This window comes from Delftia sp. 11MD (assembly GCF_050907895.1).
GTDB classification, from domain to species: domain Bacteria; phylum Pseudomonadota; class Gammaproteobacteria; order Burkholderiales; family Burkholderiaceae_C; genus Comamonas; species Comamonas tsuruhatensis.
Genome location: NZ_CP194333.1, coordinates 3,486,597 through 3,509,944 on the forward strand (window position 1 = coordinate 3,486,597; position 23,348 = coordinate 3,509,944).

The following is a 23,348-nucleotide window of genomic DNA, read 5'->3' on the forward strand; positions in this document are numbered from 1 at the left end:
GACTCAGTTCTTCACGGCACGGAAGCCGATGTCGCGGCGGTACTGGGCACCATCGAAATGGATGCCACGCGCCACGTCATAGACCTTTTGCTGGGCCTGCTTGACGCTGTCGGCCAGTACGGTGACGCACAGTACGCGGCCACCGCTGGTGACGGGCACACCGTCCTTGAGCTGGGTGCCGGCATGGAAGACCATGGCATCGGCGGCGTCCTGCGGCAGCCCGCTGATGGCATCGCCCTTGCGCGGGTCCTCGGGGTAGCCTGCTGCGGCCATGACCACGCCCAGCGCCGTGCGGCGGTCCCATTGCAGCTCGACCTGGTCGAGCTTGGCATCGGTGGCCGCCAGCATGACGTCCACCAGATCGCTCTTGAGACGCATCATGATGGGCTGGGTCTCGGGGTCGCCCATGCGGCAGTTGAACTCCAGCGTCTTGGGATGGCCGGATGCATCGATCATCAGGCCCGCATACAGGAAGCCGGTGTAGGGAATGCCGTCCTTTTCCATGCCACGGATGGTCGGCAGGATGATCTCGCGCATGGCGCGGGCATGCACGTCGGCCGTGACCACGGGCGCGGGCGAGTAGGCGCCCATGCCGCCCGTGTTCGGACCCTGGTCGCCGTCCTTCAGGCGCTTGTGGTCCTGGCTGGTCGCCAGGGCCAGGACGTTCTTGCCGTCGCACAGCACGATGAAGCTGGCTTCCTCGCCGGCGAGGAATTCCTCGATCACCACGCGGGCACCGCCGTCGTTGTGGGCCACGCCGTACTTGTTGTCCACGAGCATGAAGTCCACGGCGTCGTGGGCTTCCTGCAGCGTGGTCGCAACGACCACGCCCTTGCCTGCGGCCAGGCCGTCGGCCTTGACCACGATGGGCGCACCCAGGCGATCCACATAGGCGTGGGCAGCAACCGGGTCGGTGAAAGTCTCGTAGAGCGCCGTGGGGATGCCGTGGCGCGCCATGAAGTTCTTGGAAAACGCCTTGGAGCTTTCCAGCTGGGCGGCCGCCTTGGAGGGGCCGAAGATGCGCAGGCCGTGGGCGCGGAACTCATCGACCACGCCGGCAGCCAGCGGAGCCTCGGGGCCGACCACGGTCAGCGCGACCTTCTCGGCCTGCGCCCACTCGCGCAGCGCCTGCGGGTCGGTGATGTTGAGGTTCTCCACCTTGCCGCCGGCCAGGCCCGTGCCACCGTTGCCGGGGGCCACATAGACCTTGGTCGATTTCGGCGATTCAGCCAGTTTCCACGCCAGGGCGTGCTCGCGGCCTCCGCCACCAATCACAAGAATTTTCATAGTTCAGCGTTGTGGTAGACGTCCTGTACGTCATCCAGGTCTTCGATCATGTCCAGCAGCTTTTGCATGCGGGCTGCGTCATCGCCTTGCAGGGCGATGGTGTTTTCCGGGCGCATGGTGACTTCAGCCACCTCCGGCGTCAGGCCCTTGGCCTGCAGCGCGTCGCGCACGGTTTCGAACTCTGCGGGTGCGGTCAGCACCTCGATGGCTCCCTCGTCATCGGTGATCACGTCCTCGGCGCCGGCCTCCAGAGCCACTTCCATGATCTGGTCCTCGTCGCTTCCGGGAGCGAAGATCAGTTGTCCGACATGCTTGAACTGGAAGGACACGGAACCCTCCGTGCCCATGTTGCCACCGTACTTGCTGAAGGCGTGACGCACATCCGCCACAGTGCGCACGCGATTGTCGGTCATGGTGTCCACGATGATGGCCGCGCCGCCAATGCCGTAGCCTTCGTAGCGGATTTCCTCGTAGGTCACGCCTTCGAGGTTGCCCGTGGCCTTGTCGATGTTGCGCTTGATGTTGTCGGCCGGCATGTTGGCCGCCTTGGCCTTTTCCACCGCCAGGCGCAGGCGCGGGTTGGCGCTGAGATCGCCCCCTCCCGTGCGTGCCGCCACCATGATTTCACGGATGATGCGAGTCCAGACCTTGCCGCGCTTTTCGTCCTGGCGGCCTTTGCGGTGCTGGATATTGGCCCATTTACTGTGTCCTGCCACAGGCTGTCCTTTGATATTGATTTAACCTTGCGGCTGGGATTTTACTTTTGACCGCATGCTCCCCCGAGGAAACCCGAAATGGCCGCTCCACTTCTGATCGCCCGCCACTCTGCCACAGAATGCCTGCTGCTGCCCGCACTGGCCAATCGACATGGCCTGATCACCGGCGCCACGGGCACCGGAAAGACCGTGACGCTGCAGAAAATGGCGGAAGGCTTCTCCGAAATCGGCGTGCCGGTGTTCATGGCCGACATCAAGGGCGACCTGTCGGGCATCAGCCAAAGCGGCAGCACGGGCGCCAAGATGGCGGCTTCGCTGCAGGAGCGCGGCATCGAGATTCCCCAGCCCCTGGCCTGCCCCACCACGCTGTGGGACGTGTTCGGCGAGCTGGGCCATCCGGTGCGCGCCACGGTTTCGGACATGGGGCCGCTGCTGATCGGGCGCATGCTGGCCCTGAACGACACGCAGATGGGCGTGCTCAACCTGGTCTTCAAGATTGCCGACGACAACGGACTGCTGCTGCTGGACCTCAAGGACCTGCGGTCCATGCTCCAGCACGTGGGCGACAACGCCAAGCAGTTCACCACCGAGTACGGCAACATCAGTGCCGCCAGCGTGGGGGCCATACAGCGCGGGCTGGTGGCCATCGAGTCGCAGGGCGGCGACAAATTCTTTGGCGAGCCCATGCTCGACATCAACGACCTGATGCAGACCGATGCGGGCGGCAAGGGCGTGGTCAACATCCTGGCGGCAGAGAAGCTGATGAATTCGCCGCGCCTGTACTCCACCTTCCTGCTGTGGATGCTGTCCGAGCTGTTCGAGCGCCTGCCCGAGATCGGCGACCCCGACAAGCCCAAGCTGGTCTTCTTCTTCGACGAGGCCCACCTGCTGTTCAACGATGCGCCCAAGGTGCTGCTCGAACGCATCGAGCTGGTGGTGCGCCTGGTGCGCTCCAAGGGCGTGGGCGTGTATTTCGTCACGCAAAACCCGATGGACGTGCCCGACACCGTGCTGGCCCAGCTGGGCAATCGCGTGCAGCACGCGCTGCGCGCCTTCACGCCGCGCGACCAGAAGGCCGTCAAGGCCACGGCCACCACGATGCGGCCCAAGCCGGGGCTGGACATCGAGGCCGCCATCACGGAGCTGGCCGTGGGCGAGGCCCTGGTGAGCTTCCTCGATGAAAAGGGCCGCCCCGGCATCACCGAACGCGCCTATGTCATTCCACCGGGCAGCCAGATCGGTCCGATCAGCGAGGAGCAGCGCAAGGTCTTGCTGGCGCAATCGCTGGTGGCAGGTGTCTATGAAAAGGCGGTGGACCGCGAATCGGCCTACGAAGTGCTGCGCGGACGCACGGCAGCATCCGGCGACGGGGCCTCGCCGGCAGGCCCTGCCGGAGCCGCACCCGCCGCCAGCGAAGGCGGCGGCGCCATGATGGACGGGCTCAAGGATCTTCTGTTCGGCACCACAGGCCCGCGCGGAGGCAAGCACGACGGCCTGGTGCAGACCATGGCCAAGTCCACCATGCGCACCATGGGCAATTCGCTGGGCAAGGAAATCCTGCGCGGCGTGCTCGGCGGCATCCTGGGCAACAAGAAGCGCTGAAGCGCTGGCGCACCGGCACTGCGCCGCATCAAACACCATAGCACCCAGCCGTTGCCATGCAACGGCTGGCGCATTTCAGGGCGCTGAAAGCCTGCGCATGCGGCTATGATCGAAACCGCCTCCATCCACTTTGCGGAACCGCACGCCATGACGACGAACAGCCCTCCCTCGCTGCCCACCTATGACGACGTTGCCGCCGCAGCCAGCCGGCTGGAGGGCGTGGCCCACCGCACCCCCATACTGCGCAGCCGCACCGCCGACGAGCTGCTGGGCGCCCAGCTGTTCTTCAAGTGCGAGAACCTGCAGCGCACGGGCGCCTTCAAGATACGCGGCGCCTACAACGCGCTGTCGCAGTTCACGCCCGAGCAGCGCAAGCGCGGCGCCCTGGCCTTCTCTTCGGGCAACCATGCCCAGGCCGTGGCACTGGCCGCGCAGATGCTGGACATGCCCGCGCTCATCGTCATGCCCGAGGATGCGCCTGCCTCCAAGATGGCGGCCACCCGCTCCTACGGCGCCCAGGTGGTGACCTATGACCGCTTCACCGAGGACCGCGAAGCCATCTCCCGGCGCCTGGCCGACGAGCGCGGCATGACGCTGATCCCGCCGTTCAACCACCGCGACGTGATTGCCGGCCAGGGCACGGCGACCAAGGAATTGTTCGAGGAGGTGCCCGATCTGGACTACCTGTTCGTCTGCCTGGGCGGCGGCGGCCTGCTGTCGGGCAGCCTGCTGGCAGCCGGACAGCTCGCCCCGCGCTGCAAGGTCTACGGCGTCGAGCCCCAGGCCGGCGACGATGCCCGCCAGTCGCTGCGCGCAGGCCGGATCGTGCAGATCCCCACGCCCCACACCATTGCCGACGGCGCGCAGACCCAGTCCATCGGCGATATCACATTCGCCATCATCCGCGAGCATGTCGAAGATATCCTGGCCGTGGCGGACGAGCATCTGGTGCAGGCCATGCGCTTTTACGCGGAACGCAAGAAAATCGTGGTCGAACCCACGGGTGCGCTCTCGCTGGCGGGCGCCCTGCATGGCGGGGTTGCGCTGTCGGGCGCACGCGTGGGCATTCTCATCAGCGGCGGCAATGTGGACCTGGCGCGCTACGCGCGCTTTCTGCACGACTGAACCGACCCCTGGCGCCGGCCCCAAAATACCGGCGCCCTTTTTTCCAGAAGAAAACCATGAGTACTCTGCACCTGATCGACCACCCGCTGGTCCAACACAAGCTCACGCTGATGCGCCGCAAGGAAGCCAGCACCAACAGCTTTCGCCGCATGCTGGGCGAGCTGTCCACGCTGATGGCCTACGAGATCACGCGCGACATGCCGCTGCAGGACATCGAGATCGAGACCCCGCTGGAGACCATGACCGGCAAGGTCATCGACGGCAAGAAGCTGGTGCTGGTGTCCATCCTGCGCGCCGGCAACGGTTTCCTCGACGGCATGCTCAACGTCGTGCCCGGCGCGCGCATTGGCCACATCGGCCTGTACCGCGACCCCGAGACGCTGCAGCCCGTCGAGTACTACTTCAAGATGCCCTCCGAGATGGAAGAGCGCGACGTGCTGGTCGTCGATCCCATGCTGGCCACGGGCAATTCGGCCGCCGCCGCCGTGGCGCGCCTGAAGCAGCTGAACCCGAAGTCCATCAAGTTCATGTGCCTGCTGGCAGCGCCCGAAGGCGTGGCCACCATGCAGAAGGCCCATCCCGACGTGGACATCTACACGGCCGCCGTGGACCGCCAGCTGGACGCCCACGGCTACATCCTGCCGGGCCTGGGCGACGCGGGCGACCGAATCTTCGGCACCAAGTGAGCCGCCGGGCGCTGGGCGCCTGCACCCACAAAAAAGCCGCACGATGTGCGGCTTTTTTGCTTGGCAGCGGGGACAGCGTCATCAATCCACCAGGCCCGCGTAGACGTTCTGCACGTCATCGTCGTTCTCGATGCCGGCCAGGAAGTCCTGCACTTCCTCCTGCTGCTCAGCCGACAGGCTGGCCATGCTGACCGGCGTCTTGGCCTTGTAGCCCAGCTTGGCCGACAGCACCTTGAAGCCCTGGGCCGGCAGCGCCTTGCTCACGGTATCGAGGTCGGTGGGGTCGGTGATGAACAGCGTCGTGCCCTCTTCCTCGCCGGGCTCGAAGTCCTGTGCACCGGCCTCGATGGCGGCCAGTTCGGCATCGGCGCCGCCTTCGGGCTCGCCTTCGATCATGCCCACATGGTCGAAGTCCCAGGCCACGGCCGTCATCTGGCCCTTGCGAAAGCACACGCGCATGTTGGGCGCCGTGCGGTTCACGTTGTCGGTCAGGCACTCGATCATCACCGGCACGCGGTTGGGGCCGTAGCCTTCATAGACCACGCGCTCGTAGTTGACGGCATCGGCACCCACGCCCGAGCCCTTCTTGATGGCACGCTCGAGCGTGTCCTTGGGCATGGAGGCCTTGCGTGCGGCTTCCACCGCCATGCGCAGGCGCGAGTTGCCTGCCGGATCGGCGCCGGCGCGCGCCGCGACGATGATTTCCTTGACAAGCTTGCCAAACAGCTTTCCCTTGGCGTCGGCGACCAGCGCCTTGCCCTTTGCTTTCCATTGCGCGCCCATGGCTGCTTTTCCCTTGCGGATTCTCTGGTGGGTAGGAGGCGCCGCCGCCCGCCCCCGCAGGGACCCGGCCCGGCGCCGAAAGAGCGCTGTTTATACACCCGCGCAAGTGGCTGCGCGGGCTTTTTGCGCAGTGGTTGACAGGTCGCCGCAGGCTCTGGTGGCGTCGTGCATGATGCTGGCTTGTGCGAAGCCCCCTGCCTGCGCTGCACCGCCGCCGACGTCCACTGCGGTGCATCCGGCTTCCCGTCTTGTCCCCTCATCACAGGAGCATCGGCATGCCGCCATCCCTATCCGCCGCCCTCGCCATCAGCACCCTGGGCCTGTCCGGCGCACTGTGGGCCGCCAGCCCCAACCTCTCCACAGAAATCGTCGCCGAAGGCCTGGAGCACCCCTGGGCCATGGCTTTCCTGCCGGATGGGCGCTACCTGGTGACCGAGCGGCCGGGCCGCATGCGCATCGTGCAGGGCGACGGAAGGCTGGGCGCTCCCCTGGCGGGCCTTCCGGCCGTGGAGGCCGCAGGCCAGGGCGGCCTGCTGGACGTGGTGCTGGACAGCGACTTCGCGCGCAACCGCCAGCTGTACTTCTGCTACTCCGAGCCCGGCAGCGGCGCCGACAGCGGCAAGAACAGCACGGCGCTGGCCAGCGCCCGGCTGTCCGACGATGCCAGCCGGCTGGAGCAGGTGAAAGTGCTGTTCTCGCAGCGCCCCAGGTACGCGAGCGCATTGCATTTCGGCTGCCGCATCGTGGAGCGCAGGGTGGACGGCAAGAGCGATGGCACGCTGTTCCTGGCGCTGGGCGAGCGCTCGCGCTACAAGGAAGAGGCCCAGAACCTGCAAAGCCACCTGGGCAAGATCGTGCGCATTGCCAAGGACGGCAGCGTGCCCAGGGACAACCCCTTTGTCGGCCGCGCGGATGCCTGGCCCGAGATCTGGAGCTACGGCCACCGCAACGCCCAGGGCGCGGCGCTGGCGCCCGATGGCAGCCTGTGGATGCATGAGCACGGCCCGCAGGGCGGCGACGAGGTCAACCGGCCCGAGCCCGGCAGGAACTACGGCTGGCCCGTGATCACCTACGGCGAGAACTATGGCGGCGGCAGGATCGGCGCCGGCATCACGCGCAAGGAGGGCATGGAGCAGCCGCTGCACTACTGGGTCCCGTCGATCGCCCCCTCAGGCATGGCCTTTGTGACCAGTGACCGGTATGGGGCGCAATGGAAGGGATCGCTGGTCGTGGGCTCGCTCAAGTTCCAGCGGCTGGAGCGCCTGACGATCAGGTCCGGCAAGGTGACGGCCAGCGAGCAGGTGCTGCCGCGCCTGGGCCAGCGCGTGCGCGATGTGCGCCAGGGACCGGACGGCTGGCTTTACCTGCTGACGGACGCCCAGGGCGGGCAGTTGCTGCGCGTCACCGCCACGCCCTGAGTCCCGTCACGCGCGGCGGCTCACTGCACGGTGATGCCGTTGGCCTTGACCACGGCATCCCAGCGCTTGCGCTCGGCGGCCACGAAGCCCGTGAAGGCGGCGGAGGAGCTGCCCACGGGCGTCAGGCCCAGTTTCTCCAGGCTGGCGCGCGTGGCCGGCAGGGCCAGGGCCTTTTGCACCAGGTCCTGCAGCTTCTGCACGGTCTCGGGCGCGGCGCCTGCGGGCAGGAAGAAGCCGTTCCACTCCGTGACCTCGAAGCCCTTGATGCCGCTTTCCGCCACCGTGGGCACGTCGGGCAGGTCCGGCATGCGCTTGGCCGAGGACACGGCCAGCGCCTTGAGCTTGCCGCCCTTGACATAGTTGATGCTGGAGGCGGCGTTGGCAAAGTACACATCGACCTGGCCGCCCATGACATCGACGATGGCGGGCGCCCCGCCCTTGTAGGGAACGTGGACGGCATCGAACTTGGCGTCTGCCTTGAGCAGTTCCGTCGCCATCTGGGCCAGGCTGCCCGGGCCGTAGGAGGCATAGGTGAGCCTGCCGGGCTTTTGCCGCGCGGCATTCATGAAGTCGGCCAGGCTGTTGTAGGGCGAGGACGGCGCCGCCACGAGGATGTTGGGCACGCTGATGGCCTGGGACACGGCAATGAAGTCCTTGGCCGGGTCATAGGGCAGCTTGCGCAACGCGGGGTTGATGGCGAAGGACGATGCGTCATACAGCACCGTATAGCCATCGGCCTTGGCACGCGCCACGAGGGCAGCACCAATGGCGCCGCTGGCGCCGGCCTTGTTGTCCACCACCACGGTCTGGCCCGAGACCTCGCCCAGCGCCTTGGCGATGATGCGCGCCGCATTGTCCGCACCGCCGCCGGCCGAGAACGGCACGACGACCGTGATGGCCTGCGCGGCCGGATAGTCAGCCGCATACAGCGTGCCCTGGAAAAGTCCCAGTCCCAGGCCCAACCCCAAGGCCAGCACCGTCATGGCGGGCCGCAATGTCTTGATCTTCTTCACGTTTCTGTCTCCTGTTGCTCCATGGTGAAAACCTGGGCTGCGAGGCTTGCGTGCCCCGCGCCCTCAATCGAATCCGTACAGCTCGGCGGCGTTGTCCACCAGCACGCGGGCGCGCAGCGCCGCATCGGGAATCCAGCGTGACAACAGGGCCAGCAGCATGGGGGTCTGCGGCGGATGGGCAGCTTCGGTGACATGGGGCCAGTCGCTGCCCCAGACCAGGCGCTGCGGGGCCTCGGCCACCCAGGCCTGCGCCAGCGCGTCGCAATCGGCATAGCCTGCGGCCAGGCCCGCCCGGCTGTTCAGATACGGGCCCGAGAGCTTGACCCAGGCCCTGCCCTGCTGCACCAGCCCACGGACCACACCGAAGGCGGGCTGGTGCACGCCTGCGCCGTCAGTGCTGTCAGCCAGCCGCGCCATGTGGTCGAACACCAGGGTGCATGGCAGCCGCTGCAGCAGCGCCGCATGGGCCTCGATCTGGCTGGCCAGCCAGTGCAGCTGCACATGCCAGCCCAGCGCGGCAATGCGCTCGGCCAACGGCTCCAGCATGTCCAGCCGCACGGCTGCATCGTGCTCGGTGTGCAGCGAAAAGCGGATGCCGCGAATGCCGCCGTCATGCAGCGCCTGCAACTGGGCGTCGGTGATCTCGGGGTGCACTACGGCAATGCCACGCGTGCTTGCTGCGCCCAGCGACTGGATGGCGTGCAGCGTGGCCCGGTTGTCCGTGCCATGCGCACGCGGCTGGACGATGACGGCGCGCTCCAGCCCCATGGCGCCGCGCAGCTGCGCATAGTCGGCCGCCGTGGCATGGGCGCGCATGGCCTGCGGAGCCTCGGCCCAAAAACGCGTACCAAAGCGCGGATCGAAGACGTGCAGATGGGCGTCGCAGGCGCCTGCGGGCAGTGCCTGCATCAGCGGCTCTCTTGCGCGGCGGCCTTCAGGGCCTCGGTATGCTGGCCCAGCGTGGGCGCGGCAAAGGCCGGCGGGCCGGGCGTGCGGTCGAACTCCACGGCGCCGGCAAAGCCCCGGTAGCTGCCCAGGGTCGGATGCTCGAAACGGGTGACCATGCCTTCGGCCTGCACCTGCGGGTCGTCGAACATGTCTTCCACCGTGCGCGCCGCCGCGCAGGGCACTTCCTCGCCGAACAAGGCCTCCCATTCCAGTGCGCTGCGCCCCGCCAGCGCCTGGCGCAGCAGGGGCACCAGCACGTCGCGGTGCTGGGCGCGCTTGCGCACGGAGTCGTAGCGCTCGTCACCGGCCAGCTCGGGCAGCCCCAGCTTGCGGCACAGCGCCTCCCAGAAATGCGCGGTATTGGCCGAGATGTAGAGATGTCCTTCGCGCGTCGGGTGGATGCCCGTGATGCCGCCGGAGCGCATGTCGCGCCCCACCTCGCGCGGCTCGCCCTCGGCCCAGACCATGCGTGCGGACTGCATGGTCAGCGCCGCGCGCAGCAGAGACACGCCCACATGCTGGCCCAGCCCGCTTTTCTCGCGCTCGTACAGCGCCGACGACACGCCGCCCGCCACCAGGGCCGAGGCGTAGTAGTCCACCACGGAGCCGTAGAGAATCTCGGGCGGCCCGCCTGCCTTGCCCTGCATGGCGCACATGCCGGTCATGGTCTGCAGCACCTGGTCGTAGCCCGCCTTGGCCTTGAGCGGCCCGCGGCTGCCATAGCCGGTGACGCTGCAATAGACGAGGCGTGGGTTGATGGCGGCCAGTTGCGCAAAACCGATGCCCAGCCGCTCGGGCACGCCGGGCCGGAAGTTGTGGACCAGCACATCGGCCTCGCGCACCAGGCGCAGCAGCACGGCGTGGTCGGCCTCGTTCTTCAGGTCCAGCACCATGCCCCACTTGCTGCGGTTCACGCCCAGGAAGGCGCGGCTTTCGGCCTCCAGCGTGGAGGGGTACTTGCGCAGGTTGTCGCCCACGGGCGGCTCGACCTTGATCACCTCGGCGCCCTGGTCCGCCAGCAGCGAGCAGCCATAAGGCCCCGCGATATAGGCGCTCAGATCCAGCACGCGCACACCGCTGAGCGGGCCTTTCGGTCCCTGGCGTTCACCGGGCACAAAACTCATTCGTTTCTCCTGATAGGGAAGCGGGAAGGCCTGGGGCGCCTCCCGCCAAAGGCCGGGTTCAATCGGCCTGGATATTGCGGTCCTTGGCGAGCTGCTTCCAGCGCGCCACGTCGCTGCGGATCACTTGTGCGAACTGCTGCGGCGTCACTGGGTTGGCAATGGCGCCTTCGCGCAGGAAGCTGGCCTGGATGGTCGGCTTGGCCAGCACCTGGTTCACGGCCTGGTTGAGGCGGTCCACGATGTCGGCAGGCGTGCCCGCAGGCGCCAGCAGCCCCCACCACAGATCGAACTCGTAGCCCGGGATGGCCGTTGCCATGGGCGTCAGGTCCGGCGCAATGGGGCTGGGCTTGAGGCTGGTGATGCCGATGGCGCGCAGCTTGCCGTTGCGCACCATGGGCAGGATGGACGGGCCGCTGGAGACCAGCATCTGCACCTGGTTGCCGATCACATCGGTCACAGCCGGACCCTGGCCCTTGTAGGGCACATGCATGATGTCCATGCCCGGCACCATGGAGCGCATCATCTCGGTCGCGAAGTGGTTGATGCTGCCGGTGCCCGAGGTGGCGTAGTTGAACTGGCCCGGGCTGGCCTTGATGGCGCGCACCAGATCCTGCGGCGTCCTGGCCGGGAATTCGTTGTTCACGGCCACCACCAGCGGGCCCTTGGCAAACATGGCCACGGGCGCCAGGTCCTTGACGGGGTCGAAGGGCATCTTGGCCTGCACCGCGGCATTCGTGGTCATGCTCGACGACACCGCCACCAGCGTGTAGCCGTCCGCCGCCGCCTTGGCCACCGAGGCCGTGCCGGTGTTGCCGCTGGCGCCGGGCCGGTTGTCCACGATCACGGTCTGCTTGAGCAGATCGCCCATTTCCTTGGCCACCTGGCGTGCGAACACATCGTTGGAGCCTCCCGGCGGATAGGGAACCACCATGGTGATGGCCTTGGACGGGAAGGCGCCCTGCGCCATCAATCCCGGCGAAGCCAGCCCGGCCAGCGTTGCCGTGGCCGCCAGCGCCACCAGCCTGCGCCGCGTGCGGCAATGCGAAATGCTCATGTCTTTGTCTCCTGTCCTGTTTCTTGTCGTTGTGTTGCCCGGCATGCAGGACGCCGGTACACCGGAATGCCAGAACCCTATTCAGGCCACCAGCAGCCCCTGTGCATGCGCCGCAGCCACGATGGCCTGGGCACGCAGCACAAAGGGCTTGTCCACCATCTTTCCGTCCACCACATAGGCGCCCAGCGCATTGGCGTCAGCCTCGCGGGCCGCCTGGACCACCTTCAGCGAGTGGGAAATCTCCTGCTCGGTCGGCTGGTAGACCGCATTGGCCAGCGCGACCTGGCTGGGGTGTATGCACGTCTTGCCCAGAAAGCCCAGGCCGCGCGACAGCCGCGCCTCGGCGCTGAAGCCGTCGCTGTCGCGGATGTCGGCAAAGGCGCCGTCATAGGCATAGATGCCTGCCTCGGCAGCGGCCATGCGCACGGCAAGCAGCACCTGGGCAATGGCGGCGGGCTCGCGCCGGTTCACGCCAAAGGGCTCGAACAGGTCGCCCAGCCCCATCTGCAGGCCGGCCACGCTGGCGTGGGCGCCGGCCAGTTCGGCAGCGCAGCGCAGGGCGCGGGGTGTTTCGATGTTGAGCAGCAGGCCAGGCGCCTGGGGCACGCCGTTGGCATCTGCCGCATCGGCAATGCGCTGTGCGGCCTCGCGCACCTGCTGCACGGTCTCGGGCTTGGGCAGGTTGATGAGGTGCACGCCGTCGCGCACCATCTCGGCGATGTCGGCGCCGAAATGCGGCGTATCCATGGCGTTGACGCGCACGATCAGCGTCTTGCCATGGCCCCGGCTTTCAGGGCTGAGCAGGAAGCTGCGCAGCAGGCTGCGCGCCTCGTCCTTGCGCGCTTCGGCCACCGCGTCCTCCAGGTCGAAGGACAGCGCGTCGGCCTCGCCGGCCAGGGCCTTGGCGAACAGCTCGGGACGCGATGCGGGAACAAACAGTTTGCTTCTCATGGCCCGCATTGTGGGCGGCAGAAAGCCAAGAGAAACACAGGTAATATTTGTTCAAACCATACAAATTCTTTGTTTATGGAAACCAGCTACCTGCACAGCTTCCTGCTCGTGGTGGAGACCGGCTCCATGGCCGAGGCCGCGCGGCGCCTGGACATCACGGCCGCCGCCGTGGCCCAGCAGATCCGCATCCTGGAGCGCGAGTTCGACGCACCCCTGCTGGCCCGCGCAGGCCGCACCGTGCTGCCCACCCCGGCCGGCCACCGCCTGGCCCAATCCGCGCCGCAGTTGCTGCGCGAACTGGCCAATGCCAAGACCCATGTCAGCCAGGAAGGCACGGCCGGGGAACTGGTCATAGGCACCATCAACACGGCGCTGCACAGCCTGCTGCCCGACATCCTGGCCGGCTTCGTGAAGAAGTGCCCTGACGCCAAGGTGTTCCTGCGGTCGGCCACCACGCGCGAGCTGTACGAGGCCGTGCGGCAGGGCGAGCTGGATGCGGCGGTCTGCCTGCACCCCTCGTTCGCCCTGGCCAAGACCTTCGACTGGACACTGCTGCGCGAGGAGCCGCTGGTGCTGCTGGTGCCGCGCCAGCTGGCGCACCTGGACCCGCACACGCTGCTGCGCACCCAGCCGCTGATCCGCTATGACCGCAGCTTGGGCGGCGGCCAGATGGTGGAGCGCTACCTGCGCGCCGCGCAGATCGCTCCCCAGGAGCGCTTTGAACTGAGCTCGCTGGTGGCGATTGCCATGATGGTGGACAGGGGCCTGGGCGTCTCCCTGGTGCCCGACACAGCCCTGAACCTGCCCGATGGCCAGGGCGTGGTGCGGCTGGCCCTGCCCGAGGAATCGCAGTCGCGGCGCTTCGGTGTGATGTGGCTGCGCTCTTCGGCACGCCTGCCGCTGATCCACAAGCTGGTGGAATGCGCGCGCACCGTGGTCAGGCAGCGCGGCGGTCCTCGCGCTGCCGCACGCGCAGCAACCAGGTCACCATAGTCCGCACCTTCAGGACTCCGCCACGGCCGCCGTGGCAACCAGGTCCTGGAACCTGCGCAGCACCGCAGACGCATCGCCCACGCGCGTGGCCAGATGCAGCGGAGCGGCCAGCCCCGGGCATTGCGACAGCGTGCGGTAGGCAATGCCGTCGCTGCGCAGGCGCTGCATGGAGGCCGGCACGATGGACAGCCCCAGCCCTGCCGAGACCAGGCTCAGCGTCGCCGTCATGCGCGGCGCCTCCTGCACCACGCGCGGGCTGAAACCCGCCTCCAGGCAGGCCTTGAGAATGGCGTCGTACAGGCCCTGCCCCACCCTGCGCCGGTACAGCACGAAATCCTCCGAGGCGAGCTGCGGCAAAGGCACGGGCCGGCGCAATGGGCGTGCCAGCGCATGCCCTGCCGGCAGGGCCAGCAGCATGGGCTCCTCCAGAATCGGCACGGCCTGCAGCCCCTGGCTGCCATGCAGGGGCGAGCGCACAAAGGCCGCGTCCAGCCGCTCTTGCAGCAATGCATCCATGAGCTCGCCCGTGCCCGCCTCCTCCAGCGCCACCGCGACGCCGGGCACCTGCTGGCGGAACATGCGCAGCACGCCGGGCACGAAGGGATGCAGTGCGGCAGAGCTGGTGAAACCCACGGCCAGCCGGCCCGTATCGCCGCGGGCGGCACGGCCCACCACTTCGGCCAGCCCATCGGAGCGGGCCAGCAGCGCCCTGGCCTCTTCCAGCAGCGCCAGCCCCGCCGCCGTGGGCCGCACGCCGCGCGGCAGGCGCTGCACCAACTCCACGCCCAATTCGTGCTCAAGGCCCTGCAGCAATCGCGTCAGCGGCGGCTGCTGCATGCCCAGGCGCTCGGCCGCGCGGGTGATGTGGCCTTCCTCGGCGATGGCGACAAAGGCGCGCAGTTGGCGAAGCTCGGGCACATCAATACTTTCAAGGTATGGGAAGGCTTCGATTGTGGCATTTGCAATCATGAATGGACGGATTTACGCTCGCGCCCCACAAGCACACCTACCTGAAAGGCAACACGATGACCTGGTCCGCAAAGCAGTACACAACGTTCGAGCAGGAACGCACCCGCCCCGTGCGCGACCTGGTGGCCGCCATTCCCGATCTGCCTGGCCGCGCCGTGCGGCTGGCCGTGGACCTGGGCTGCGGCCCCGGCAACTCCACCGAGGTCCTGGCCCAGCGCTTCCCCGGGGCCACCATGACGGGACTGGACAATTCCGAGGACATGCTGGATGCCGCACGCAAGCGGCTGCCGGGCACGGCCTTCTGCCTGGCCGACATCGCCACCTGGCAGCCCGACCAGCCGCAGGACGTGATCCTGGCCAATGCCTCGCTGCAGTGGCTGCCCGACCACCAGCAGCTTTACCCGCGCCTTGTCAGCCACCTGGCCCCCGGTGGCAGCCTGGCCGTGCAAACGCCGGACAACCTGGAAGAACCGGCCCACCGGCTGGCGCGCGAAGTGGCCGCCAGCGGCCCATGGGCTGCCACGATTGGCGATGTGCGCCACCCCGCACGTCACAGCGCGGACTTCTACTACGCCCTGCTTCGCCCGCACTGCAGCAACGTCGATGTCTGGCGCACCACCTACTTCCACCCGCTGGCGGGCGGCCATGCCGCGGTGGTTGAGTGGTTCAAGGGTTCGGCGCTGCGTCCCTTCGTCGCGCCGCTGGACGAGGAGCAAAAGGCCGGCTTCTACGCAGCGTATCTGCAGGCCATCTCCCAGGCCTACCCCGCGCTGGACGATGGCACGGTGCTGCTGCCCTTCCCCAGGCTGTTCATCGTGGCCAGCCGCTGAAGCAGCGCGCCTTCGGCCCTCAGCGCGCCGGATGCAACTCGATGAGATCCCACAGATTGCCGTAGAGGTCTTCGAACACGGCCACGGTGCCGTGGGGCTTGCGCTGGGGATCCTGCACAAAGCGCACGCCGCGCGAGCGGTAGGCTTCGAAGTCGCGCAGGCAGTCGTCGGTCTGCAGGAACAGGAACACGCGCCCGCCCGTCTGGTTACCCACGCGCGCGGCCTGTTCCTCATTCGTGGCACGGGCCAGCAGCAGGCGCACACCGCCGCCACCGGGGGCCACGGTAACCCAGCGCTTGCCCTCGGACAGGGCGGTGTCCTCGATCAGCACGAAGCCCAGCGCGCCCACATAAAAGCGCAGCGCCTCGTCATAGTCGCGCACGGCGACGCTCACCTGTCCTATCACCTGGGGCATGGAATCCTTTGCAGCAATGGTGCGGTCCTCGGACCACGGGGCCGCGAGGATAACGGAGCCCTGTCAATGCCCTGCCGCCCTGGCCCGTAAGCCCTGCGGCTGGCCCCACAATGGCGGCTTGCAATTGCCTCGTGAGGGACGGGAATCCATGCTGAATGCCTTGTGGCTGGGCTTTTTTCTGGTGGCGGCCGTGGCTGCGCTGGCGCAATGGCTGGTCGGCGGCCAGGCCGGGATTTTCTCGGCCATGGTGCAGGCGCTGTTTGCCATGGCCAGGCTGTCGGTCGAGGTCATGGTGCTGCTGTTCGGCACGCTGACGCTGTGGCTGGGCTTTCTGCGCATCGCAGAGAAGGCCGGCGTGGTGGAGTGGCTGGCGCGCGTGCTGGGCCCGTTGTTCGCCAGGCTCATGCCCGAGGTGCCGCGCGGCCATCCGGCCCTGGGCCTGATCACGCTGAACTTCGCGGCCAACGGGCTGGGACTGGACAACGCGGCCACGCCCATGGGCCTGAAGGCCATGCGCTCGCTGCAGGAGCTCAATCCCCGGCCCGACACCGCCACCAATGCGCAGATCCTGTTCCTGGTGCTCAATGCGTCGTCGCTGACCTTGCTGCCCGTGACCATCTTCATGTACCGCATGCAGCAGGGTGCGCCCGATCCCACCCTGGTCTTTCTACCGATCTTGCTGGCAACCTCGGCCTCGACCCTGGTCGGCCTGCTGGCCGTGGCCGCCGTGCAGAGGCTGCCGCTGTGGAGCCCCGTGGTGCTGGGCTATCTGCTGCCGCTGGGCCTGGCGCTGGCGGGCTTCATGGCCTTTCTGGCCACGCTGTCGGCGGCCGCACTGGCCCAGCTGTCATCGCTGCTGGGCAACCTGACGCTGTTTGCCCTGATCGTGCTGTTCGTCACCCTGGGCGCCTGGCGCAAGGTCGCGGTCTACGACAGCTTCATCGAGGGCGCCAAGGAAGGCTTTGACGTGGCCAAGGGCCTGCTGCCCTACCTGGTGGCCATGCTCTGCGCCGTGGGCGTGTTCCGCGCATCGGGCGCGCTGGAGTATGCGCTGTCGGGCATACGCTGGGTGGTCGATGCCATGGGCATGGACGCCCGCTTCGTGGACGCCCTGCCCACGGCCCTGGTCAAACCCTTCTCGGGCAGCGCGGCGCGCGCCATGCTGATCGAGACCATGCAGACCCAGGGCGTGGACAGCTTCGCCGCCCTGGTGGCCGCCACCATCCAGGGCAGCACCGAAACCACCTTCTACGTCCTGGCCGTCTACTTCGGCGCCGTGGGCATACAGCGTGCCCGCCACGCCGTGCCCTGCGCCCTCATCGCCGAACTGGCCGGCGTGGTGGCGGCCATCGTGGTCTGCTACAAGTTCTTTGGCTGAAGGCACAAATGGGCGCTGCGCCTGAAGCCGACGCGGTCCAAGGCGAGGAAGACCGAGCAAGTGCCTACGCCGGCCACCCCGCCGCGAGGGTGTCGCACCTCTCGGGAGAAGCCGCGCAGCGGCTCAGGGGGAACTAAAGTTCCGGCATGATCGCCTCGGCATAGTCATACAGCGCCCCCAGGATCTCCTCGCCGCGCTCGTCGGCAGTTTCCGATAGCTGATCGACCATGGCAAACATCTGCTCGGCCGTGCGTGCGCCGCCCTTGCCTTCGATCAGGCAGGCCGCGCAGTGCTGCAGCCAGCGCTGGCGCTCGGCCGGGTTCAGGCTGGCGGGAAAATTGCGGGCGCGGTAGCGGAACAGCAGCTCGGTCAGGCGTGCATCGTCGAAGCCCGTGCGGTCCAGCGCCAGCTCCTGCGCAGACAGGCTGCGCAGGTGGTTCAGGCGGCGCCGGTCCTCATTGCCCACGAAACCGCCGTACAGGTCCTGGTCGGCATCCAGCCCTTCCTGCGCAGGGCGCTGGTGAACGGCACGCCACAGCGCGCTCATGTCGGGCAGGTCCCGTGCAATGGCCGCATGGCCCATGCACTGCTCCACATCGATGCCCCATTGCGCGGCCATGGCCGGGCTCAGCGTCTTGAGGCTGCCGACCACCATGGGCGACTTGTTGACGTGGATGCTCTTGATGGGCAGGCGCTGCATGCCTTCGGGCAGGTCGGCCGCGCGCGAGAACAGGCGCAGGCGCAGCGTTTCCACGTCGATGGAGGCCAGCTCGGACGGGTCCTGCGCCAGATCCCAGCAGATGATCTCGTTCTTGTTGGTGGGGTGCGTGGCCAGCGGCCACATGACGGCGATGCAGCCGCGCTCGGGCCGGATCATGCCGCTGACGTGCAGGAAGGGCCTGGCATGCGCCGGCTCGGCCGGCAGGCCCATTTCCTGCAGCACCCGGTCCTTCTTGTGCAGCGAGAAGGCGAAGTCGAACAATCTGGGCTGGACCTTGCGGATCAGTCGGGCCAGCCCGATGGTGGCACGCACGTCGGACAGGGCGTCGTGCGCCTTCTCGTGCAGCAGGCCGTTGGCGCGGGCCAGGTCCTCGAGCTTGAAGCTTGGAGATCCATCCTCCTTTTTCGGCCAGACAATGCCTTCGGGGCGCAGCGCATAGACCATGCGCACCACGTCGAGCAGGTCCCAGCGCCCGCAGCCGTTTTGCCATTCGCGCGCATAGGGGTCGATGAGGTTGCGCCAGAACATGAAGCGCGTGATCTCGTCGTCAAAACGGATGGTGTTGTAGCCCACGCCCACGGTGCCGGCCTGGGCCAGTTCCGCCTCGATGCGGGCGGCGAACTGGGCCTCGGGCATGCCCTGCTCCAGGCATTGCTGGGGCGTGATGCCGGTGATCAGGCAGGACTGCGGATCGGGCAGGTAGTCGCCTGCCGGCTGGCAGTACCACATGACGGGCTCGCCGATTTCATTGAGTTCCGCATCGGTGCGGATGCCCGCGAATTGCGCGGGCCGGTCATAGCGCGGCTGGGCGCCGAAGGTCTCGTAGTCGTGCCAGAAGAAGGTATGGGCCATCGGGCGAGTATGCCTGCGAAAAAAGTGCGTCCGGACATCACAGCAAGGGTGAGCAAAGGCGCGCGCCGGAGTCGAACAGGCGCAGTGCGAAGCCCAGGTCGCGCTTGAAATGCACGCGCTGCGCCTGCTCCAGGTCCAGCTCGAACTGGCGCGCCAGGTCGCCATTGAGCTGGGGCCCGTAGGCGATGGCGCAGACTTCGTAGTTCAGGAAGAAGCTGCGGTAGTCGAAGTTGGCCGTGCCGATGATGGAGATGCTGCCGTCCACCACCAGCGTCTTGGAGTGCAGCATGCGCGCCTTGTATTCGTAGACGCGCACGCCGCAGCGGATCAGTTCGTCGTAGTAGGAGCGCGCGGCCGCCGTGACCAGGGCCGAATCGGAGCGGCGCGGCACCAGCAGCTGCACATCCACGCCGCGCAGCGAGGCATTGGTGAGCGCGGCCAGCGCGGCCTCCGTGGGAACGAAGTACGGCGTGGTCAGCCAGACACGCTCCTCGGCCGCGTTGATGGCCGCAAGATGGGCGCGGTAGATGGCCTGCAGGCCGTTGTCGGGGCCGGAGGTGATGATCTGCACGGGCAGCGGGCCCTCGGGCGCGTCCGGCAGCAGCAGGTCGATGTCGGCGGGCTCGCTCTTGGGGTCCTTTTCGAGGGCGTAGGCCCAGTCCTCGAGGAACACGGTCTGCAGCCAGTTGACGATGGCGCCCTCCAGGCGCAGGTGCACGTCGTGGTAGGCATCGGGCATGACACGCGCGTTCTCTTCGTCGGTCACGTTGACGCCGCCCGTGAAGCCCACCTTGCCGTCGCACACCAGGATCTTGCGGTGGGTGCGGAAGTTGATGACCGGGCGCAGCCGCCGGCCGATCTTGGTGCCATGGAACAGCGCGACCTCGGCGCCCGCATCCTCCAGCGGCTGCAGAAAGCGCCGCCCCAGCTTCTTGGAGCCCAGGGCATCCACCAGCAGGCGCACCTGTATGCCTGCGCGGGCCCGCTGTATGAGCAGGTCGCGCAGGGCCGTGCCGGTCTGGTCGGGCTCGAAGATGTAGTACTCGAGGTGGATGTGGTGGCGCGCGGCATTCACCGCGTCGATGATGGCGTCGAAGGTGGCCGCGCCACCGACCAGCAGCCGCAGGTCGGTGGCCGTGCTCACCGGAAAGTCGCTGGTGGCGGCCACCAGTCGCGCGACCTGGTGCAGGCGCTCGGGACTGCCGGGCATGCGCTCGCGCAGCCGCTGCACGCCCGAGCGCACGCGCGATGTCTTGCGCGCGCGCAGCCGCTTGATGCGCTGGCGCTTGAGCCGCTGCGGGCCGAAGAAATAGTAGATGGCCAGCCCGCCCACGGGAATCGCCGCCATGGACAGCAGCCAGCTCAGCGTGGCCACGGGCGCGCTGCGCTGCAAAAGGATCCACACCGCGACGATCACCACATAGACCGACCAGGTCACCGACAGCAGCAGCAGCGCATTCTCATGGGTCAGGTACTGACGAAGCCACTCCACAAAGACTCCTTCGGGCGGATCAAAGAAAAAGCCGGCAGCCCGGGGGGCTGTCGGCTTGCGCGATGGGCATCAGGCGATGCACATCAGTCGGCGGTGGCCTCTTTGGGCTCGGCCGGCTCGGAAGCCGGATCCTGCCTGGGCTGGGGCGTGATGTCGAGCCTGACCTCGCCCTTGTCGGCATCGTCGGCGTCGGCCACCCAGTCCACTTCCAGGCGGCCACCGTCGACCAGCTGCCCGAACAGCAGCTCGTCGGCCAGCGAGCGCCGGATGGTGTCCTGGATCAGGCGCTGCATGGGACGGGCGCCCATGAGCGGATCGAAGCCCTTCCTGGCCAGGTGCTTGCGCAGCGCGTCGGTAAAGGTGACCTCCACGCGCTTTTCGGCAAGCTGCTGCTCCAGTTGCAGCAGGAACTTGTCGACCACGCGCAGGATGACCTGCTCGTCCAGCGGCTTGAAGCTGACGATGGCGTCCAGACGGTTGCGGAACTCCGGCGTGAACAGGCGCTTGATGTCGCCCATTTCGTCGCCGGCCTGGCGCGGGTTGGTGAAGCCGATCGAGGCCTTGTTGATGGTCTCTGCACCCGCGTTCGTGGTCATGATGAGGATCACGTTGCGGAAGTCGGCCTTGCGCCCGTTGTTGTCCGTCAGCGTGCCGTGGTCCATGACCTGCAGCAGCACGTTGAAGATGTCCGGATGCGCCTTCTCGATTTCGTCGAGCAGCAGCACCGAATGCGGCTTCTTGGTCACGGCCTCGGTCAGCAGGCCGCCCTGGTCAAAGCCCACATAGCCCGGAGGCGCGCCGATCAGGCGGCTGACGGCATGGCGCTCCATGTACTCCGACATGTCGAAGCGGATCAGGTCCACTCCGAGGATGTAGGCCAGCTGCTTGGCAGCTTCCGTCTTGCCCACGCCGGTGGGGCCCGAGAACAGGAAGGAGCCGATCGGCTTGTCCGGCTTGCCCAGGCCCGAGCGCGCCATCTTGACCGAGGAGGCCAGCGCTTCAAGCGCCTTGTCCTGGCCGAAGACCACGCTCTTGAGGTCGCGCTCCAGCGTCTGCAGCTTGCTGCGGTCGTCGTTGGACACGTTGGCAGGCGGAATGCGCGCGATCTTGGCCACGATGGCCTCGATCTCGGCCTTGTCGATGGTCTGCTTGCGCTGCTCCACCGGAATGATGCGCTGCGCGGCGCCGGCCTCGTCGATCACGTCGATGGCCTTGTCGGGCAGGTGGCGGTCATTGATGTACTTGGCCGACAGCTCGGCCGCAGCCTGCAGGGCGGCGGCGGCGTACTGCACGCTGTGGTGCTCCTCGAAGCGCGACTTCAGGCCCTTGAGGATGTCAACGGTCTCGGCCACCGTGGGCTCGACCACATCCACCTTCTGGAAGCGCCGCGACAGGGCCGCGTCCTTCTCGAAGATGCCGCGGTACTCGGTGAACGTGGTGGCGCCGATGCACTTGAGCTGGCCGCTGGACAGCGCCGGCTTGAGCAGGTTGGACGCGTCCAGCGTGCCGCCCGAAGCGGCGCCCGCGCCGATCAGCGTGTGGATCTCGTCGATGAACAGGATGGCGTTGGGCTTGTCCTTCAGCGACTTGAGCACGCCCTTGAGGCGCTGCTCGAAATCGCCACGGTACTTGGTGCCTGCCAGCAGCGCGCCCATGTCCAGCGAATAGACCACGGCCTCGGTCAGCACCTCGGGCACCTTGCCTTCGGTGATGCGCCAGGCCAGGCCCTCGGCGATCGCGGTCTTGCCCACGCCGGCCTCGCCGACCAGCAGCGGGTTGTTCTTGCGGCGGCGGCACAGGATCTGGATGGTGCGCTCGACCTCGTAGTCGCGCCCGATCAGCGGATCGATCTTGCCGTCCTTGGCCGCCTGGTTGAGGTTCAGCGTGAACTGCTCCAGGGGCGAGGCCTTTTCGTTGCGTTCGCCACCGGCACCCTCTTCGGATTCCGCAGGGTTCTCCGCCTTCGCAGGCTCGGGCGGCTCGCCCTTCTTGATGCCGTGGGCGATGAAATTGACAACGTCCAGGCGCGTCACGCCCTGCTGGTGCAGGTAGTAGACGGCATGCGAGTCCTTTTCACCGAAGATGGCCACGAGCACGTTGGCGCCCGTGACTTCCTTCTTGCCGTTGCCGGTCGATTGCACATGCATGATGGCGCGCTGAATCACACGCTGGAAACCCAGCGTGGGCTGCGTGTCCACTTCGTCGGTGCCCGCGACCTGGGGCGTGTTGTCCTTGATGAAGTTGGACAGGGCCGAGCGCAGGTCATCGATGTTGGCTGAGCAGGCGCGCAGCACTTCCGCTGCACTGGGGTTGTCCAGCAGGGCCAGCAGCAGGTGTTCCACGGTGATGAACTCGTGGCGCTGCTGGCGTGCTTCGACAAAGGCCATGTGCAAGCTGACTTCCAGTTCCTGGGCGATCATTGATGACTCCTTTTCGCTTGCTGGGGATTATTGACTGCAACCATAAATCAGGGCGGCCCGGGTTTATTCAACAGGCTCGAACATGGCCTGCAACGGATGGCCCGCTTTCTGGGCGGCCTGCAGCACCTGCTCGACCTTGGTGGCCGCCACATCGCGCGAGTACACGCCGCAGACGCCGCGGCCGTCGAGATGGATCTTGAGCATGATCTGGGTGGCCGTTTCGCGGTCCTTGCCGAAGAGTTCCTGCAGGACGATGATGACGAATTCCATGGGCGTGAAGTCATCGTTGAGCATCACGACCTGGTACATCTGCGGCGGCTGCACGCGCTGGCGCCGCCGCTCCAGCACCACGGCGCCGTCGTCATCGGACACGGGCCGCACTGTGGGAATGGCAGGAGGGGTCGAAGGGGGTTGGGTTGCCATGAAAATCATTCTAGCCATCGGAGCCACTGTTTTCCGGAAGGGATATGCGAGGCGTGCCTGAAGAATTCAAGCGCGGCGCCTGCCCGGCCTGGCCAGCACGCACCAAAGCAGTGCCTGCTTGCCGCCAACGGGCGCTGCACCACCTTGC

General features: G+C 67.2%; 21 protein-coding genes. 7 read left to right on the forward strand and 14 right to left on the reverse strand.

Annotated features, from left to right (window positions below; translation table 11 throughout):
* Positions 1-3: 3 nt before the first annotated feature.
* Both purD and ACRSCF_RS15815 read right to left on the reverse strand, forming a co-directional pair.
* On the reverse strand, positions 4-1,287 hold the full coding sequence (gene purD / locus ACRSCF_RS15810) for a phosphoribosylamine--glycine ligase (RefSeq protein ID WP_126312730.1): 1,284 nt from the start codon (positions 1,285-1,287) through the stop codon (positions 4-6).
* Complete coding sequence (locus ACRSCF_RS15815; protein ID WP_012205357.1) at positions 1,284-2,003, reverse strand: YebC/PmpR family DNA-binding transcriptional regulator; 720 nt, start codon at positions 2,001-2,003, stop codon at positions 1,284-1,286. Before ACRSCF_RS15815 ends, purD begins: the two co-directional genes overlap by 4 nt.
* A 78-nt stretch (positions 2,004-2,081) precedes the next feature.
* On the opposite strand from ACRSCF_RS15815, the gene ACRSCF_RS15820 reads away from it, so the two are divergent.
* From ACRSCF_RS15820 to upp, 3 genes are all read left to right on the forward strand, one after another.
* The gene (locus ACRSCF_RS15820) at positions 2,082-3,605 is read left to right on the forward strand and encodes a helicase HerA-like domain-containing protein (protein WP_016446883.1); all 1,524 of its coding nucleotides are present in this window, start codon (positions 2,082-2,084) and stop codon (positions 3,603-3,605) included.
* Between the two features lie 147 nt (positions 3,606-3,752).
* Positions 3,753-4,730: a threo-3-hydroxy-L-aspartate ammonia-lyase gene (locus ACRSCF_RS15825; protein ID WP_034400215.1), complete on the forward strand. Its 978-nt coding sequence runs from the start codon at positions 3,753-3,755 to the stop codon at positions 4,728-4,730.
* A gap of 56 nt (positions 4,731-4,786) precedes the next feature.
* Positions 4,787-5,416: a uracil phosphoribosyltransferase gene (upp, locus tag ACRSCF_RS15830; protein ID WP_012205354.1), complete on the forward strand. Its 630-nt coding sequence runs from the start codon at positions 4,787-4,789 to the stop codon at positions 5,414-5,416.
* A gap of 81 nt (positions 5,417-5,497) precedes the next feature.
* On the opposite strand, the gene ACRSCF_RS15835 is transcribed toward upp, so the two are convergent.
* The gene (locus ACRSCF_RS15835; RefSeq protein WP_016446881.1) at positions 5,498-6,199 is read right to left on the reverse strand and encodes a YebC/PmpR family DNA-binding transcriptional regulator; all 702 of its coding nucleotides are present in this window, start codon (positions 6,197-6,199) and stop codon (positions 5,498-5,500) included.
* A 275-nt stretch (positions 6,200-6,474) separates the two neighbouring features.
* Here ACRSCF_RS15835 and ACRSCF_RS15840 point away from each other — a divergent pair, with 275 nt between their 5' ends.
* The gene (locus ACRSCF_RS15840) at positions 6,475-7,617 is read left to right on the forward strand and encodes a PQQ-dependent sugar dehydrogenase (protein WP_034363876.1); all 1,143 of its coding nucleotides are present in this window, start codon (positions 6,475-6,477) and stop codon (positions 7,615-7,617) included.
* A 20-nt stretch (positions 7,618-7,637) separates the two neighbouring features.
* Here the strand turns inward: ACRSCF_RS15840 and ACRSCF_RS15845 are convergent, their stop codons facing one another.
* The 5 genes from ACRSCF_RS15845 to ACRSCF_RS15865 form a co-directional block, all read right to left on the reverse strand.
* Positions 7,638-8,630 carry a tripartite tricarboxylate transporter substrate binding protein gene (locus ACRSCF_RS15845; protein WP_244386048.1) on the reverse strand — a complete coding sequence of 331 codons (993 nt, stop codon included), beginning with the start codon at positions 8,628-8,630 and terminating at the stop codon, positions 7,638-7,640.
* Between the two features lie 63 nt (positions 8,631-8,693).
* A complete protein-coding gene (locus ACRSCF_RS15850) occupies positions 8,694-9,539 on the reverse strand; it encodes an amidohydrolase family protein (RefSeq protein WP_034363874.1) in 846 nt (281 codons plus the stop codon).
* The gene (locus ACRSCF_RS15855) at positions 9,539-10,702 is read right to left on the reverse strand and encodes a CoA transferase (protein WP_034363872.1); all 1,164 of its coding nucleotides are present in this window, start codon (positions 10,700-10,702) and stop codon (positions 9,539-9,541) included. Before ACRSCF_RS15855 ends, ACRSCF_RS15850 begins: the two co-directional genes overlap by 1 nt.
* A 58-nt stretch (positions 10,703-10,760) precedes the next feature.
* A complete protein-coding gene (locus ACRSCF_RS15860; protein ID WP_244386049.1) occupies positions 10,761-11,756 on the reverse strand; it encodes a tripartite tricarboxylate transporter substrate binding protein in 996 nt (331 codons plus the stop codon).
* Positions 11,757-11,837: 81 nt separating this feature from the next.
* Entirely contained in the window at positions 11,838-12,707 is an 870-nt protein-coding gene (locus ACRSCF_RS15865) for an HpcH/HpaI aldolase/citrate lyase family protein (protein ID WP_016446875.1), read from the reverse strand.
* Positions 12,708-12,782: 75 nt separating this feature from the next.
* Here ACRSCF_RS15865 and ACRSCF_RS15870 point away from each other — a divergent pair, with 75 nt between their 5' ends.
* A complete protein-coding gene (locus tag ACRSCF_RS15870; RefSeq protein ID WP_016446874.1) occupies positions 12,783-13,700 on the forward strand; it encodes a LysR family transcriptional regulator in 918 nt (305 codons plus the stop codon).
* A 9-nt stretch (positions 13,701-13,709) separates the two neighbouring features.
* Here ACRSCF_RS15870 and ACRSCF_RS15875 read toward each other — a convergent pair whose 3' ends face one another.
* A complete protein-coding gene (locus tag ACRSCF_RS15875) occupies positions 13,710-14,618 on the reverse strand; it encodes a LysR family transcriptional regulator (RefSeq protein ID WP_193616004.1) in 909 nt (302 codons plus the stop codon).
* Between the two features lie 107 nt (positions 14,619-14,725).
* Between ACRSCF_RS15875 and tam the strand changes: the two genes are divergently transcribed.
* Positions 14,726-15,499: a trans-aconitate 2-methyltransferase gene (gene tam / locus ACRSCF_RS15880; protein ID WP_193616005.1), complete on the forward strand. Its 774-nt coding sequence runs from the start codon at positions 14,726-14,728 to the stop codon at positions 15,497-15,499.
* Positions 15,500-15,518: 19 nt separating this feature from the next.
* On the opposite strand, the gene ACRSCF_RS15885 is transcribed toward tam, so the two are convergent.
* Positions 15,519-15,914: a VOC family protein gene (locus ACRSCF_RS15885; protein WP_016454836.1), complete on the reverse strand. Its 396-nt coding sequence runs from the start codon at positions 15,912-15,914 to the stop codon at positions 15,519-15,521.
* A 148-nt stretch (positions 15,915-16,062) separates the two neighbouring features.
* On the opposite strand from ACRSCF_RS15885, the gene ACRSCF_RS15890 reads away from it, so the two are divergent.
* Positions 16,063-17,292 (forward strand): nucleoside recognition domain-containing protein, encoded by a 1,230-nt coding sequence (locus ACRSCF_RS15890; protein ID WP_017404792.1) that lies wholly within the window; start codon positions 16,063-16,065, stop codon positions 17,290-17,292.
* Between the two features lie 133 nt (positions 17,293-17,425).
* Here ACRSCF_RS15890 and sbcB read toward each other — a convergent pair whose 3' ends face one another.
* From sbcB to clpS, 4 genes are all read right to left on the reverse strand, one after another.
* A complete protein-coding gene (sbcB, locus tag ACRSCF_RS15895; RefSeq protein ID WP_244386050.1) occupies positions 17,426-18,865 on the reverse strand; it encodes an exodeoxyribonuclease I in 1,440 nt (479 codons plus the stop codon).
* Between the two features lie 37 nt (positions 18,866-18,902).
* Complete coding sequence (gene cls, locus ACRSCF_RS15900) at positions 18,903-20,357, reverse strand: cardiolipin synthase (RefSeq protein WP_126312737.1); 1,455 nt, start codon at positions 20,355-20,357, stop codon at positions 18,903-18,905.
* Positions 20,358-20,440: 83 nt separating this feature from the next.
* On the reverse strand, positions 20,441-22,777 hold the full coding sequence (gene clpA, locus ACRSCF_RS15905) for an ATP-dependent Clp protease ATP-binding subunit ClpA (protein WP_126312738.1): 2,337 nt from the start codon (positions 22,775-22,777) through the stop codon (positions 20,441-20,443).
* 63 nt (positions 22,778-22,840) lie between these two features.
* Positions 22,841-23,218, reverse strand: coding sequence for an ATP-dependent Clp protease adapter ClpS (gene clpS / locus ACRSCF_RS15910; RefSeq protein WP_016454840.1), 378 nt, complete (start codon positions 23,216-23,218; stop codon positions 22,841-22,843).
* Between the last annotated feature and the right edge of the window lie 130 nt (positions 23,219-23,348).

Bases quoted from the DNA above. Each gene is read 5' to 3' on its own strand.
- ACRSCF_RS15870 (WP_016446874.1), top strand. From the start codon at position 12,783: ATGGAAACCAGCTACCTGCACAGCTTCCTGCTCGTGGTGGAGACCGGC.
- clpS (WP_016454840.1), bottom strand. From the start codon at position 23,218: ATGGCTAGAATGATTTTCATGGCAACCCAACCCCCTTCGACCCCTCCT.
- ACRSCF_RS15840 (WP_034363876.1), top strand. From the start codon at position 6,475: ATGCCGCCATCCCTATCCGCCGCCCTCGCCATCAGCACCCTGGGCCTG.
- upp (WP_012205354.1), top strand. From the start codon at position 4,787: ATGAGTACTCTGCACCTGATCGACCACCCGCTGGTCCAACACAAGCTC.
- ACRSCF_RS15825 (WP_034400215.1), top strand. From the start codon at position 3,753: ATGACGACGAACAGCCCTCCCTCGCTGCCCACCTATGACGACGTTGCC.
- ACRSCF_RS15860 (WP_244386049.1), bottom strand. From the start codon at position 11,756: ATGAGCATTTCGCATTGCCGCACGCGGCGCAGGCTGGTGGCGCTGGCG.
- clpA (WP_126312738.1), bottom strand. From the start codon at position 22,777: ATGATCGCCCAGGAACTGGAAGTCAGCTTGCACATGGCCTTTGTCGAA.
- tam (WP_193616005.1), top strand. From the start codon at position 14,726: ATGACCTGGTCCGCAAAGCAGTACACAACGTTCGAGCAGGAACGCACC.
- ACRSCF_RS15850 (WP_034363874.1), bottom strand. From the start codon at position 9,539: ATGCAGGCACTGCCCGCAGGCGCCTGCGACGCCCATCTGCACGTCTTC.
- ACRSCF_RS15820 (WP_016446883.1), top strand. From the start codon at position 2,082: ATGGCCGCTCCACTTCTGATCGCCCGCCACTCTGCCACAGAATGCCTG.
- ACRSCF_RS15890 (WP_017404792.1), top strand. From the start codon at position 16,063: ATGCTGAATGCCTTGTGGCTGGGCTTTTTTCTGGTGGCGGCCGTGGCT.
- ACRSCF_RS15835 (WP_016446881.1), bottom strand. From the start codon at position 6,199: ATGGGCGCGCAATGGAAAGCAAAGGGCAAGGCGCTGGTCGCCGACGCC.
- ACRSCF_RS15865 (WP_016446875.1), bottom strand. From the start codon at position 12,707: ATGAGAAGCAAACTGTTTGTTCCCGCATCGCGTCCCGAGCTGTTCGCC.
- sbcB (WP_244386050.1), bottom strand. From the start codon at position 18,865: ATGGCCCATACCTTCTTCTGGCACGACTACGAGACCTTCGGCGCCCAG.
- ACRSCF_RS15855 (WP_034363872.1), bottom strand. From the start codon at position 10,702: ATGAGTTTTGTGCCCGGTGAACGCCAGGGACCGAAAGGCCCGCTCAGC.
- purD (WP_126312730.1), bottom strand. From the start codon at position 1,287: ATGAAAATTCTTGTGATTGGTGGCGGAGGCCGCGAGCACGCCCTGGCG.
- ACRSCF_RS15885 (WP_016454836.1), bottom strand. From the start codon at position 15,914: ATGCCCCAGGTGATAGGACAGGTGAGCGTCGCCGTGCGCGACTATGAC.